Genomic DNA, 14,244 nt, shown 5'->3' on the forward strand with positions numbered 1-14,244 from the left:
GCTCGTGCGCACCGAATAGAATGCCGTCAATGGAAGGATGAGGCGTCGACCTTCCAAATGGGACTGCCTAACGAATGTTTGCTCCCGGAGTGGGTCGTTCAGCTATGCCAATCTGCGGCCTAGCGGTCGCAGGATCACGGCCCGTGCCAAGCGCAGCTTTGGGTTTGAGGTGCTCCGCAAGGGGCACTTCGAATGAGCTACCGGCTTTCGCTTGGAGGATTCGATAAACCTGCATGCGTGAGCAGCCGACTTGGCTGGCTATTTCCGAAGGACCAAGACCGGCGGCACTAAGCGCTCGAACTTGTTCACGGTCGAAACGTCGCTTGCCGCCGGTGTAGATGCCCTGGGCTTTGGCCTGAGCGAACCTGAGTTATACACCAAGCAGGCTGTTGAAATTGTAAGGCCCGAATACTGGTGCACGAATCTTGATTCTGCACCGCACTGGCGTCCGCACTGCCCGGTGAGTAACTCGGGGAGATCGCCGGCATGAGCGTCACCTCGCTGCATCGGCATTTCCGCATCGTCACGTCTCTGACACCGATCCAGTATCAAAAGCAATTTCGCCTTCAGGGGTCGGTTTTCTGCATGCTCTGAGCGCGCCAGAAGGCATGCCACCTAAGACCTACGTTGCGGGCCAGCGAGCCATCGCGCAGCGTTGTTAAGAGTCATGTTGACTTGCGGAGCTGTCCTTCGCTAGCCTGCAGATCAACGTCACGGGCCCTGGCTAAACCACGGCGCGCCGGGCGCTGTTGCATCTGCCAAGCCATCGTCGATCGGCGAAGTGAAGCAGGCTCGCTAATTCTAAATCAGAACAGCCGATCTTACTTGTATATCGCAATGGTTCTTGTTCGTTCATGCGCCCGCTGTATCTATGAAGTCCTTTAGCCATTCGACATCGTCGCCCGACAGCGTATCGATCAGGCCGGCGCGCAGATATTGCGGCAGCGTCTCATTCCAGTTCAGCCCCGACTTGCGCGCCTTGTCCCAGGTGCTTGGGCTATAGGCGTGGCAGCGGATGGCGATGCTGGCCGCGTGGAGCTGTTCGGCTCCCGTCGGATCGAAGACGTCGAGATCGATGCACAGCTCGTCGAGATCGGAAATGCGCGCCACAGCGACCGTGTCAGGAAACTTTTCATGGACAATGCCGCCGGTGCGAATAGACGGGATCGCGGCCTTTACTGCCTTGAGATTGGCATGGTCGAACGAGATCATCATCACCCGTGCCAGGTCGCGCGGATCGGCCAGCGCCGTCTGCAGGGCGCTGACGTAACGGTCGAGATGGACCTTTTCCTTGATCTCGACCTCCAGAACCATGTCCAGCTCATGGGCCAGGGCGATGGTTTCGCCGAGCGTCGGCATGCGCTCGCCGGCAAATATAGGATCGAACCAGGCGCCGGCATCGAGGGCCTGGATTTGCGCGAGAGTCAAATCCTTGACGGCACCGGTGCCATTGCTGGTGCGATCGACCAGCAGATCGTGGATGACGACGATCTGGCCATCGGCGGTCAGCACGGTGTCGATCTCGAGGCTGCTTGCGCCGAGCTCGTGGGCAGCGCGGAAGGCCGCGAAGGTATTTTCGGGCGCCGAGACATTGTGGCCGCGATGGCCGCAGAGACGAATGCGACCGGTATCGGCAGCGAGGAAGGGATTGCTCATTCAGGTGGCTCCAGGGATTAAAGTTTGCCGAGGCCAGCGGCCATCACGTCATCCTTGCTGAGACGTTCGGCGAGGATGAAGATGACCAGCATCGGGGTGAGAAGAATGAAGGTGACGACCGCCGCGGTGGGCAGCACCAGAACGTCGCCGCCGAGATAGCTCCACAGCCGCACGGCCAGCGTCTGCACCTTGGGCGCACCGACCATGAAGCTTTTTTCGAACTCCTCGAACGAGGCGATGAAGGTGAGGAGGCCCCCCGCCGCAAAGCCCGGCCAGGCCAATGGCAAGGCGATGCGCATCACTGCGACCCGCGGCGACGCGCCCAGCGTGCGGGCGGCATAGATCAATTCGTTGGGAATGCCTTCGAGCGTCGCGGTCAGGATGCGGATCATGAATGGTAAGGTACCGATCAACTGCACCAGGATGACGCCGAGCACAGTGCCGGCGAGGCCGAAGCGGAAGAAGATCTCGCCCAGGCTGACGGCAACGACGATGCCGGGGACGATGATCGGCGCAAGAATGAAGACCTCCACCGCGCGCTTAAGCCGGAACGGGAACTGTGCCAGCGCCCAGGCGGTGGGGAAAGCCAGCGCGCCGGTCAACGCCGTAACCACCACCGAGACGAATAGACTGAGCATGGCCGAGGGCCACACATTGCGGTCGGCCAGCACTTCGCGCCAGGCCGAGACCGAAAAGGCGCGCGGAATGATATCGGGTGGGAACCAGCCGACCTTGGGATCGTAGAAGGCCCAGAGGGCGATGACGACCAGGGGCACGAACAGGGTCAGCGCCAGATAGGCGTAGAGCCCTGCCCCGATCAGTCCCTGCGATCTGCTGCTGCGCGTAGCCATGATCAAGTCCTCGTCTGGACCGCGGCGCTGCCGCGGCTGAACGAGCCGACAATGGCGTAATAGGCGAGCAAGACTGCGATCGCCATCACGCTGAGCAGCGTGCCCATGGCATAGACCATAGGCCAGTTGCCCATGCGGAAGCCCTCGACAAACATGTGAACGCTCAGCGGCAGCGGATAGGTCGGGCCGAGCAGGCTAGGGATGACATAGGAGCCAAGCGAGCTGATGAAGCTGAGCAGTACCGCGGCGGTGATACCCGGCTGCGCCAGCGGCAACTGGACGCGCCACAGCACGGTCAGGCGGCTGGCACCAAGCGTGCGGGCGGCGGCGAGGATGTCCTTACTGATCGCCGCCATGGCGCCGGCGATGATCAGGGTCATGAAGGGCACGGTCTTCCAGGCCGAGGCAATGATGGCGCCTACGCCCCACTCGTCACGCACCAGCCGTGGCATGGGAATGCCGAGCGGCGCCAGCAAGCGCGATGCCATGCCGCCCCGATCGAGAATAACCAGGATCAGGAAACCGGCCACGACCCCGGGAACGACCAGGGGAATGCGATACAGCGAGCCGAACAGTTTCTGGCTGGTCTCATTGGCCTGCATCAGCGCCGAGAGCGGCAGGCTGATGAGCAAGCTGACGGCGGTCGGCGCAATGCCCAGCCATAGGGAAAACCACAGCCCGTCGAGATAGACCCGGCTGGAAAACAGCGCGATCCAGGTATCCAGCGTAATCGCCGACGCGCCGGGCTCCCGGCTGGTGAAGCTACCGAACACCACGGTGACCAGGGGCAGGCCGAAGAACAACAGGAGATAGCCGAGCCCCGGCAGCAGGCAAAGCCATAGCGTCGCGGGATTGATCTTGCCGGCGTTCATGACTGGGCACCGAGCGACTTGAGTAGGTGCAGCGCAGGTGGCGGCATCAGCTTGACCCTCTGGCCGACCGGCAGGATGGTATTGCTGCCGCCGCTGGTAATGGCGCGCAGAGTCCCTCCAGCCGCCTTGATCCAGTAATGGGTCGCGGCGCCCATGAACATCGATTGCTCGACGACGCCGTCAGGCTCGCCTTCGGCCGGCTCGATGAGCAGGTCTTCGGGGCGAATGGCGACGCCTTCGACCTGGCTTTCGCCGGGGTTTTCAATTCTGCGCACGGCGCCCCAGGGCAGGCGGCATTGGTCGCCCTCGATCTGGGCCTGAATGACATTGGTCATGCCGAGGAATTCGGCGGTGAAGCGGTAGATCGGGCGGCGGTACAGCTCGATCGGCGTACCGCGCTCGACAATGGCGCCGTCCTTCATCACCACGATTTCATCGCCGAGCGCCATGGCTTCGGACTGGTCGTGGGTAACATAGATCGAAGTGACGCCCAGCTTTTGCTGGAGGGCGCGCAAATCCTCGCGCAGGCTATCGCGCAACTTGGCATCGAGATTGCTGAGCGGTTCGTCGAACAGCAGCACACCGGGCTCGATGACGATGGCGCGGGCGAGCGCGACACGTTGCTGCTGCCCGCCGGAGAGCTGCTTGGGTAGGCGGCTGGCCAGATGGCCAAGCCCGACCAAATCGAGCGCTGCCGCCACCCGGCGGTCGATCTCGGCCTTGCCGACGCGGCGCATTTCAAGGCCAAATGCGACGTTCTTGGCGACGCTCATATGGGGGAATAGTGCATAGGTCTGGAACACCAGGCCGAAATTGCGCTTTTCGGGCGCCACGCCGTCGATACGCTTGTCGCGCAACCAGATTTCGCCACTCGTAGGATCGGTGATCCCTGAAATGGTACGCAACAGTGTGGTCTTGCCGCAGCCGGACGGGCCGAGCAGGATGAGGAAACGGCCGGGCGGGATGTCGAGATTGATGCCCTTGAGCACGGACGTGGCGTCGAACTGCTTGGTCAGTCGGCGGATGGAAATGGAAGCGTCCATGGGTGGACCTTTTGCGCAAGAGAGGCGGCGGCGCCGGAGCGCCACCGCTGGATACGAGACCTACTTGGCCAGGATATTGGCGACGAAATAGGCGGTCAGCTGATCGTTGAGGATCGCCGGCATGCGCTCGATGGCGCGGCTGCTGAATTCGGCGGTCGGGATCAGACGCGCCACCTGCTCAGGCGTAAAGCTGGCGGCCGGGTCGATATCGGTACGCGCCGAACGCGAACCGTTGAGCTGCAGCTTTTCCAGTTGAACGTCCTTGCTCATCAGGAAATCCAGCATCAGCAGGCCGGCAGCCGGCGCGGTGCCGTTGACGGGGAAAAACATGCCGTCGCCGCCGCCAACCTGGCCCTCTTTTAAGAGGGTCTGGCGGACTGTCGGCGGCAACAGGCCCCGGCCAGTAAAGTCATAGGCCATGTCTTCCCATGCGGTGCCGATAGCGCCGGCGCCATTGGCGATCAGGTTCAGCGTATCGGAATTGCCATTAGTGACTTCCACCACCGGCAGCAGGGCCTTGTAGTAGTCCCAGACCGGCTTCATGCAGTCGCTGGCGGCGAAGGCGTCGGCTTCTTCCTTAGTAATGTCGTATTTGACGAAGGCGGCGCGGCAGGCTTCATCGGTGACCTTGGCAAAGGCCACGGTCTGCATGAAGCCATTGCCCGAACCGCCGCCAGCAGGCGAGGTGACGATGAACTTGCCGGGATTGGCCATGGCCCAGGCAGCCAGCGAATCGAGATCGGTCGGGGCGCTTTCGGCGGGGATGGCGGTGGTGTTGTAAACGATGTCGGTCTGGTTACGATGGAACGGCAGGAAGGTGCCGCCATGCTCGATGCCGCCGGTGATGGTAGCGATCTTTGGATCGATCCCGGCGCCGCTCGGCAATATACTGACCAGGGGAATGTTGGCCATGACATCGGAGGAACGCAACAGCGGCAGACTGCCCGAGCTGACGAAATAGGCATCGGCCGGCGCCTTGGCTCCAGCATTGTGAGCGGCGATCAGTTGCTGGTTGGCAGCGTCGCCTTCACCGCGAACGTAGGAAACGGTGATGCCGTATTTGGCTTCGAATTCGGGGATCAGGTGCTCGGTGAACAGCGGGCCGAAGCTGTCGGTAAAGTCATAAAGGGTGACGCTGCCCTCTTTTTTCGCCAACGGAACGATGACATCATAGAAATTGTCAGCCGTCAGCGTGGTGAGGTCGAAGCCGGGGTCGGTGTTGAATTTGTCCGATCCGACGGGCTCCACGGCGTAAGCGGTGGTGCTCAGAAGCAGGGCAATAGACGCTGCAATCAAGGCTTTCATTGTTTTGTCTCCACGTTGGGGGAAGGCTTGCGATCGCTCGCAATATTTCCGGCACTCCGCCGATCATTTTCCCGATGAAGCGGAGTGCCGGAAAGCAGGCCCGGCACAGCGGCCAGGAGTTGGGATGAGATGGCGGGCGCCGCGGCATAGACCACGGCGCCATGCTCCAGTCCGCCGGCGCCGATATAGTCGGCGGTGACGGCACCGGCGCAGGCGGCCAGATAAAGCCCGCCCATCGCATCCCAGGGGTTCATATGCGGCTCGAAATAGGCATCGAGCCGTCCAGCCGCGACATGGGCCAGGCACAGCGCGCCTGCCCCAAGGCGCCGGTATTCGGCACCGGAGCGGATCAGGCCATCCGCAATCGCCCCATTGAGCGCGGCGTCGTGACGGATCGAGAAGCCGAGCCCGATGACTGCCTCGCCGAAATCGGACTGGCTAGCGCAGCGGATCGGCATGCCGTTGAGGCGGGCGATATGGTCGGGACCTGCATGAAACAGCTCGTTCAGCAACGGATCGAGGGTCCAGGCAGCGATCGGCCGGCCGTTTTCGAGCAGCGCCAGCGCCACGCAAAAATAGCCAAGCTTCCGGGTAAAATTGACGGTGCCGTCGACCGGATCGATCAGCCAGGTATAGCCGGTCGTCAGGAGACCGCCGCCCAGTTCCTCGCCGATAAAACCGTCGTCGGGAAATTCCGCGCCGATGGCCTCGCGCGCCATGCGCTCTATGGCGAAATCGGTCTCGCTGACCACATCACCCGGCCCCTTGCTGATGACTTCGAGCGCTGCATTGTCAAAGGCCAGGCGGGCGATGGCGCCGGCGCCGGTCATGATGGTTTCGGCGAGCAGCAGGCGGCGGTCGACACTCAAGATTGCACCATCGTGGTTTGCCGCACCACAAGGCGTGGCGGGCAATAGCAGACGCCATCGGCGCTGCGAGAAAGCGGCGCCGACTGAGTCACCGGCCCGGCCGGAACATCGTTCTGATGCGCCTCGATATGGCCGAGGACACCGGCGACCATGACATCGAGGCGCTGCTCGAACGTCGTCATCCGGTAGGGCGCCCAGGCGGACGCGGGCAGATTGTCGAAGCCGATCAGCGAGAGTTTGGAAGGCAAGCTGGGACCATCCGCGCGCAACCCGTCGATAAAGCCCAGCGCAATCGCGTCGTTGGTGGCAAATACCGCATCGGCGCGGCTCCCGGGCGCGAGGTCCAATAAGCGCACGGCGCAGGCCTGGCCGGCGTCGACCGTCATCTCGGCATTGTGCCACACCAGCGTACGATGCCCTGCCCGCTCCAGCGCGGACACAAAGCCCGCAACGCGGCGCGAACTGGCCCAGCTATCCTCGGGCCCGGCTAGCACCAGGAACCGCTGGCGCCCTTCGGCCAGCAGCACGGACGCCGCCTGCTGGCCGCCAGCCAGATTGTCGGTGGCGATGGAGAAGGCATTGGGATGGTTGCCAGGCCGGTTGAGCGCCGCAAGGAACTGCCCGCGCGACAGGATTGCCTCGGCCCGAGCCGGCGATATGGCGCCCGCGGTGACCACGACACCACGGGTGCGCCAACTGATGGTTTCGCCCAGCAGCCGATCGACCTCGTCGTCATTGTCCGCGTAGAACATCAGCGGCTGCAGGCGCCGTTGCTCGAAAGCCTTGAGCAGGTGCGACAGGACCTGGGCGCGCCAGTCGAAGCTCAGCCGCGTGGTGATGACCGAAACCAGCGGCGCATCCCCGGTGACCATGCTGGCGGCCAGCGCATTGGGATGCCAGCCGATCTCGGTCGCGACCTTGAGGATGCGCTCGCGCGTATCGGCGGCGATGCGGCCATTGCCGGTAAAAGCCCGGCTGACCAGGGCCTGTGACACATTGGCGGCCCGCGCCACGTCGCGCGAAGTGACGGCTTTGGCGGTGCTGAGACGCGCCATCAGCTGCACGGCCCGCTGCACAGGATGGTATTACGTATTACCGTGATTGCATCGAGGTCGCTGTTGGTCATCCGCTCGCCGATTCTGCTTGAATGGCTGCAGTCTTATCGAGCTTCTGTGACAGTCTGGTTGCAACCCGGCGAAACTTTCGCCGCGATGTCTTCGGGGACATATTGGCTTGCAAATGTCCTGCGACCTGTCAGCGTCGCCACGACAAGCGCTGATGTATCTGCCACCGACGGGGCGTGCGATGGTCGAAACCGCTACCACAATCGCTCCAGCTAGCATATTGCGGGTCATCACCGCCGATTGGGCCGAAGTCGCGCACATCGGCGACCAGATCAACATCACGGACCGGGCCGGCATTTCGGTCTATGGCGCCAATGCCCAGCAATCGGTGAGCAGCTACGCCGGCAAAATCCTGGACGAAGTGCGCAATCGTTGAACCATCTGAACTCGGGCGGGCACCGCCAGCGTCAAACTAAGCGCAGTCTTTCCCACCGCTGCATTCCGATCATAGGGGGTAGACCGGCCGCAGTCCTGCATTTGTCCGCGGCGTCTATGAGTGACCAATATGCGGCGCAAAGCGGAGGTGCTCCTAGGACCTCAAACGGAGCTTTCGGAGAATTCTAATTTGATCTGGAACGGGTCGGCAAGCGCCGGGCGGAAATGCGCCCCCATTTCGGTCGTTGACCCGTCATTCCGACTTCCCAAAAGCAGTCGGTCCGCTCAGGTCGAGGCAATGGCAACAACGGGGTGGGTAGCAGACTGGCGGCTACCCAAAGCGCAACGGCCGCATCAGGCCCAAAGCGGTCATTTGCCCCGCCACCGCCCCGGATGAGTGTGGTTCATTGGTTTTGGGTGTGCTCGGCGGACCATCGCTGAAGCAAGGCTTCGCAGTCAAAGACAGCTCCCTCACCCATATAGACTATGAACGCGCGCCGAGCTAGGCTGGCACTGTCAGCGAGCGCTCCTCCCGTTGCCTCCTGGGAGTCGTGCACGCTGCTGCCTCGAAGCTCATAGAGAGCCGCAACCTTCTGCTGGAGTGCCTCGCGCTTACTGCCAGGCTTCTCTAGGTGAGTAGCTATCGCCTTGGACAATCGCTTCGTCAGGTTTTTCGGACCCGGTCGGTACAGTGTTTCCAGGGCGGCCCATATCATCACTATCGCCGCGCCGGTGGAGTGGGCAAACGGAGCCTGATCCCAGGTCTGGTAGGCCCGGTGGAATGCTCGATGTCCATGAGTGCAGCGCCAGGCGCGAAGAGTGTCGCCACGGCCGCCAGGTGCTCACCGCCAATCGTGTCATCGGACGCCCTTGGCCCCAGCCGTGGCCTGGATACCTCGATAGGCCAGAGTCGCGGTTCATGTACGCTATGCGCAGCCTCGGCGAACCGAATATCGGACAGCACCGGGAGGACCAACGGCAGGCCGGTCATCAGGCGCATCAGGGACAGGGTCCACCAGATAGCATTCACCCTGTCGAAACCTACAGGCGACGTACCTTCGGTCAGCGCCACCTCGATACGGACGTCGAAGCCAGCACCACCCGATACAGGACGCCACGGACCTGGGTGCAGCTTTGACGGGGAATCGGGCGGGGCAAAGGCCATGATGTAAGGGGAAATTAGGTGCGCGAACGTTTGACGGATAACCAGCCCGTTTGCCACCTCGAACTGCTCGACCCCTAACCGCGCTCCGGATACGCCACCGTAGATGGCGCTCTGCTCTTGGTTGAATTGGAGGTTACGTCGTGGGCGCGGACGGCCCTCCGCAGCGTCCAGTAACTCCTGCAGCTTGTCGTCGGAAACGTGCTCCATCGCCTATGAATATCTGTTACCGCAGTGGGCCGCAATTGTTGGGAACAGAGGTCGGATCCCAATCGCTTCCCACGCAAGCGATGATGGGTCGTAATAGTGTCCGCTTCGGGCCCATTCCGCAGTCTGATAGTCTTCTGCGAAATGTCGAAAGCGGACTTCGATGACGACGTCTGTGTCGTCTCACTTGGGTACGGTGCAACTTAGTGCTTCCAAGGCAGGTTAACACGTTTCGCGCAGTGGGCCGCCGGCCGTAAGCAATGGCTGGGCAACGTTCCAAGTCAATTCAAGGTTGGTGTGCATAAGCCGGCGCAGAGTTGTTGTAGCCGTTTCAGCAGAATCCATGTTGCAGTGCAGTATCCCGCCGTTAGCCGACAGGGGATCGACGGCCCCAGTGGCCTAGCCCATCCATTCCCGATCGTGCTCCTTTTCGCGGTCTATGCGGCGTTCGATGCGACGGTACTCCTCCTGCGCCCAGATCTGCACCAGTCGAAGGGGATGGTCAAACCAGCCGCGCAGCGGATTGAGAAACACCTCCAACAGGGGGACCACCGAGCCGGACCAAGAACTGGGTCGTATCCGGCGTGAGAGAGCGGCCAGAAACGGCTTGGACTTGCCGTAGCGCTGCACCAATGTCACTAGGGCGGGGTGCCACGCCGCGTCGCCTCCTGATTTTTCAAGGATCGGATAAAAGTCGAGGAGGAAAGACGGTCCATCCTCGGCCTCGTCCGCCCAGTCAAACATCGATTGCTCGGAGACGCCGAAAAGAGGGCCGGCATCGGTGTGGGCCTGACCTTCGAACCTGTCCTCTTCGGACCCGACCAGTCGCTTGAGTCTGTTGCGTTCGATCGGGGTCGCCGCCGCATAGAAGTGACTGAACTTGCCCCAGGCCACGTCAGGCATATCCTCGCGAACCAACCCGACGATCTTGCGCATTGCACTATCAAGCGCGAACAGCATGGCGCCGTCATCGGCAACCGCCAGCCGGATGACTTGATCGCACCAAGCCTGCGCCGTTGGTCGATCGATGCCCACGGTAGCCCTGACGCTGGTGGCCAACTCACCGAGCAGATGGGCATCGCGATCCCGATCGTGACCCGACGCCAACAGGACCGGCGCCCCGAGGAGCAAGGCTACAAGATGCCGGTGTTCGGCTGGGACGTTCGCGCCATGCCGATACATCATCGCGATCTCCAACGCGGCCCACGCCCCTTCACTCCCCTTGGTCGTCAAGGTCAGGGCCAATCGGGCGATGTCGCTCGGGTCGAGTTCGTCCAGACCGCGGCCGTAGGACAGCATGATGCAATGCTGCGGCTCGAGCAGACCGCTTTCGATATCGGTCAGGATTCGGGCAAGGCGCTTCCCGTCGATCGAGATGGCGCTGTGAAGGTTCACCAGGGGCCATTGCGCCGGATCAAGCCGTTCTTGAGCTGCCTGGGCTCCGCGGTCCGCGGCATCGCGATCCAAACGGTCCGTTCCGCGCAGCAGTCCACGCAGTACGGACGCATTGCCCGTCCCCGGGCCCACGGCAATCAGGGTATCGACCGCCGCTTCGATGAGGCCGAGCTTGTCCGAGGCGTTCGCCGCAAGTTCTTCGGCGAAATCGAACACCTCCTTGAGATCGAGAGCGGACATCCGCCGCACGGCCTCAATCGCGGCGTCGGGATCGCCGGCGATCTCGATGGCCAAGGCACGCGCGGCCCGGTTGGCGTAACCGTGGTCCCGGTCGTCTTCCGAGTAGCGGATATCGGGATCCCGGATGTTGGCACGCCAGAACTTGGTGAAGACAATGGCGCGGTCGACGGGATCGGACGGAAACAGTTCATCGTAGAGACGCCGGACGAATGTCCCCCGCTCGCTAGCCTCGGGCCGACGATCGAAGAAGAGCCAGGAGCCGACGGACTCGACCGCTTCCGGCCAAAACCCTTTCTCTTCGGAGATATCACGCAGGATCTGCGCGAACGCGAGGTATCGATCGCCGCTCAGGGCTGCCCTGACCGCCCGTGCCAATATCGCTTCGCATCGCTCTGCCAGTTCGGGGCGTTCCTTGCGTGTCCGTACGAGCCGCTCGAGGGCCTCCTGGTGAAAGGCATCGACATCGTCGCGCGTCGCGGGCGCCCAATCGATCAGCTTCTCGCGCGTTCCGATCCGCCCGCTTTCGTCAAAGCGCGTAGAGTCCCGTCGGAAAGCGTTGGCCAACGCGTCAACGCAGAGCGCCCGTTCTTGCGGGTCGGCACTTTCGAGGCCCTCATCGAGCATGGCGAAACGCTCGGCGGGCGCCACTTCGGTCCCGCTTGGTAGAGGAAGAAGAGCTGCTTGAAGGCACCGGTAGCATTGTTGGCGTAGTTTTCGGTTTCGGCGAGGGCCAATCGCTTGAGCGCTCGCGATGCCGAGGCGAAGCTTTCCTTCCGGAAGACGAGTTTGGCGAGGGCGCGCACCAAGTCACGCCGCGCGTCACCGGCGCTCACGAGCTCCCTGGTTTCGGCATTGGCGATCACGAAGGCGAGACGATCGGCGACCCGGTCCGGGACGACATGAACCAGCGCGTCGATCATCGTCGCGCCACGCCGGGTCAAGACCGCCTCCCCATGTGCTAAAGGTCCACCCGGCCCAACCAAACGCTTTGCCGTATCGACCACGACCGGTTGCCGATCAAGGTCGCGCCAACGGCCCACCATGGCCATGACCAAGCCATCGTCGACCGTTTCGGTCACGAAGCGCTGCAGCGTTGCCGGCCGCAGGACCGACAGGCGACGCGCTGCCAGGTGCAAAGCGACGAGCGACGGCTGAACGGCCAGATTGTCGCCATACCGACCGACCAGATGATGGAGCTCGGCGGCGAGTAGATATTCGTACATGGAATCCGGATCCACCCGACCGAACAGCCGCGCGACCAGATCCAGTTGCAGAGGCTTGTCGTCGTGCCCCCGCCAGGCGAGCGCCTCGAACATCGCCAAGGCTTCGATGGAGCGTACTTGATCGGGCTGGCGTAGGCCTGCCCCATCGAGGAGGCGAGTGACGACGTCGTCAACGGTTTCGTAGGCAGTGGCGTGCACATCGGCAGTTCCCGCCGCAAGGATAGCGACACGGGAAACCCGCCGCTGATCTCGAGCAACCGTTCGACGGCCGGGGATGCGAGGGCGGAGTTTTTCTGTTTGATGATCGCGCGGACAAGGTTACCGCTACTCGGCTCGAGGGCCACATGGAGCACCCGCTCCCCGTCCAGCGGACGATGGTCGGTGTCGATCGTGATGACGCGTAGGCGGCTGTCGGCCGCGGTCGCGATCACAGCCAGATCGGCGGCTACCGCCCTCGGGCACTCGTCAACGACCAGGAGGGCGGCCTTTCCTTCGGACGCCAGCCGGGTGGCGATCGCCAACAAGGTCGAGGGCACGACCCGATAGTCGGCAAACACGGTCGTCGCCCGTAGTATCTCGGCAAGCGAGCCCTCGGACGATTTCAGGCCCTCATAGACGAAACGACTTTTGCCAAGGCCGGATGAACCCGAAATCCGCACGATCGTGCGCAGCTCTGCGATGTGATCGAGCACCCAACGCCATGCCGTGGCCGCTGACGATTTGTTTTCTGCACCGGCCTCATCCCGCTCGGTCCGTGCGCCTTTGCGGAAACGAGGCTCGGCGTCTTCCACGTGGACCGTTGCGGAGAAATCGTCCGAGCGAGCCCAGTCCGAAACGGTCCGAAATCCCGCAACGCTTTGCCCGTTCGCATACTCCGCCAGCCACGTCGCGACCGCCACGTGCCTCGACGCCCAATCCGCGATCTTGTTCGCATCATAGATTTTGATTGCCGGGAGCAAGGTTGGCTCACCGCCCGCATCCTTGATGCCTTCTCTGATCGCGGCGACAAAGTCGTCGATCTTGTCGTTGGTCAGAGGCTTGGACGTAAACCCAACGTAGCTGCCACCGAGGGCCAAGGCATTCTCGAGCGCGCCCGAAAGGACGCGTTTTGCCCCCCCGGTCGCTGACTGGATTTCGTCCAGAATTCCTTCTTCCAGCCCGAGCGATCCAGCTTGCCGGCCTTACTCTGGAACCGATTGATCCGTCCGGGCAAAAATTCGGTCGTCGCGATGCCGCCCTCCCAATCGATCCTGCCGTCCTCTCCATTGTCGGGGACGGTAATCTGCAGCGGAACCGACACTGCTGCAAGGGACAGGCCGGCGGTCAGAGCTTCAGCATGCAAGAGCTTGCGAAGGAGAATAACCAGCGTCTTGGCATCAAGGTCCTCGATGCGAGCGGGATCGACGTCAAACATGGGCGGCGGCTCGATAAGGCAGGATGTCCAAATGCTAACGCACCAACTTCGGCACGTCGACCCGGCACGCCGGGTCAGGAACATCCCCCATACCGACCCAGGTGCGGCCGGCGCGGACCCATGCCGGCAACCAGCACCTGCCTGACTGTCGAAGATCGCGATAACGGTGCATAAACCTAATGCCGTTCGCTCAGGACACGCCGAACCAGGTCGTCACCGAAGCGAACCGAGGAAGGCTCATGGAAGCAATCGAGGAGGTAAAGAGGCTGGCGGATTGGGTGTAGCAGAACGACGACGCCATTTGCGCATGGCGCCTCAGTTTGCTGGATGGTGCTACCGCTGCCGAGCCTCGCGCTCGGACCTCGATGCCGGCTTGACCGGCTTATTAACGCAAACCTCAGCCCGTCACTATAAAAACGGCATGTCGGCTATCTTAGGCATTTCGCCAAAAGCCGTCAGTCCGCTGCCGGCCCCATTTCAGACATCTAGGCACCGTGAAAGCGGTATG

11 protein-coding genes and 1 pseudogene are annotated in these 14,244 nt (G+C 62.4%); 1 reads left to right on the forward strand and 11 read right to left on the reverse strand.

Annotation, left to right across the window (positions count from 1 at the left end):
* Positions 1-67: 67 nt before the first annotated feature.
* From ACFE8X_RS10445 to ACFE8X_RS10480, 8 genes are all read right to left on the reverse strand, one after another.
* Positions 68-340: a helix-turn-helix domain-containing protein gene (locus tag ACFE8X_RS10445; RefSeq protein ID WP_375451450.1), complete on the reverse strand. Its 273-nt coding sequence runs from the start codon at positions 338-340 to the stop codon at positions 68-70.
* Positions 341-852: 512 nt separating this feature from the next.
* Positions 853-1,656, reverse strand: a complete 804-nt coding sequence (locus ACFE8X_RS10450) for a glycerophosphodiester phosphodiesterase (RefSeq protein WP_375451402.1) — start codon at positions 1,654-1,656, stop codon at positions 853-855.
* A 17-nt stretch (positions 1,657-1,673) separates the two neighbouring features.
* Positions 1,674-2,507 carry an ABC transporter permease gene (locus ACFE8X_RS10455; protein WP_375451403.1) on the reverse strand — a complete coding sequence of 278 codons (834 nt, stop codon included), beginning with the start codon at positions 2,505-2,507 and terminating at the stop codon, positions 1,674-1,676.
* A 2-nt stretch (positions 2,508-2,509) separates the two neighbouring features.
* Positions 2,510-3,379, reverse strand: coding sequence for an ABC transporter permease (locus tag ACFE8X_RS10460; RefSeq protein ID WP_375451404.1), 870 nt, complete (start codon positions 3,377-3,379; stop codon positions 2,510-2,512).
* Positions 3,376-4,422 (reverse strand): ABC transporter ATP-binding protein, encoded by a 1,047-nt coding sequence (locus ACFE8X_RS10465; RefSeq protein WP_375451405.1) that lies wholly within the window; start codon positions 4,420-4,422, stop codon positions 3,376-3,378. Before ACFE8X_RS10465 ends, ACFE8X_RS10460 begins: the two co-directional genes overlap by 4 nt.
* A 60-nt stretch (positions 4,423-4,482) precedes the next feature.
* A complete protein-coding gene (locus ACFE8X_RS10470) occupies positions 4,483-5,727 on the reverse strand; it encodes an extracellular solute-binding protein (protein WP_375451406.1) in 1,245 nt (414 codons plus the stop codon).
* Positions 5,724-6,596, reverse strand: a complete 873-nt coding sequence (locus ACFE8X_RS10475) for an inositol monophosphatase family protein (protein ID WP_375451407.1) — start codon at positions 6,594-6,596, stop codon at positions 5,724-5,726. Before ACFE8X_RS10475 ends, ACFE8X_RS10470 begins: the two co-directional genes overlap by 4 nt.
* Complete coding sequence (locus ACFE8X_RS10480; protein ID WP_375451408.1) at positions 6,593-7,651, reverse strand: LacI family DNA-binding transcriptional regulator; 1,059 nt, start codon at positions 7,649-7,651, stop codon at positions 6,593-6,595. Before ACFE8X_RS10480 ends, ACFE8X_RS10475 begins: the two co-directional genes overlap by 4 nt.
* 250 nt (positions 7,652-7,901) lie before the next feature.
* Here ACFE8X_RS10480 and ACFE8X_RS10485 point away from each other — a divergent pair.
* Positions 7,902-8,093 (forward strand): annotated as a pseudogene (locus ACFE8X_RS10485) (toxic anion resistance protein); the annotation flags it as partial.
* 1,770 nt (positions 8,094-9,863) lie between these two features.
* Here ACFE8X_RS10485 and ACFE8X_RS10490 read toward each other — a convergent pair.
* From ACFE8X_RS10490 to ACFE8X_RS10500, 3 genes are all read right to left on the reverse strand, one after another.
* A complete protein-coding gene (locus ACFE8X_RS10490) occupies positions 9,864-11,747 on the reverse strand; it encodes a hypothetical protein (RefSeq protein WP_375451409.1) in 1,884 nt (627 codons plus the stop codon).
* A 427-nt stretch (positions 11,748-12,174) separates the two neighbouring features.
* Positions 12,175-13,398: a hypothetical protein gene (locus tag ACFE8X_RS10495; protein ID WP_375451410.1), complete on the reverse strand. Its 1,224-nt coding sequence runs from the start codon at positions 13,396-13,398 to the stop codon at positions 12,175-12,177.
* Complete coding sequence (locus ACFE8X_RS10500) at positions 13,353-13,736, reverse strand: hypothetical protein (RefSeq protein ID WP_375451411.1); 384 nt, start codon at positions 13,734-13,736, stop codon at positions 13,353-13,355. The genes ACFE8X_RS10495 and ACFE8X_RS10500 overlap by 46 nt, the downstream gene beginning before the upstream one ends.
* Positions 13,737-14,244 lie beyond the last annotated feature (508 nt).

The organism is uncultured Devosia sp. (genome assembly GCF_964244875.1).
Classification (GTDB): domain Bacteria; phylum Pseudomonadota; class Alphaproteobacteria; order Rhizobiales; family Devosiaceae; genus Devosia.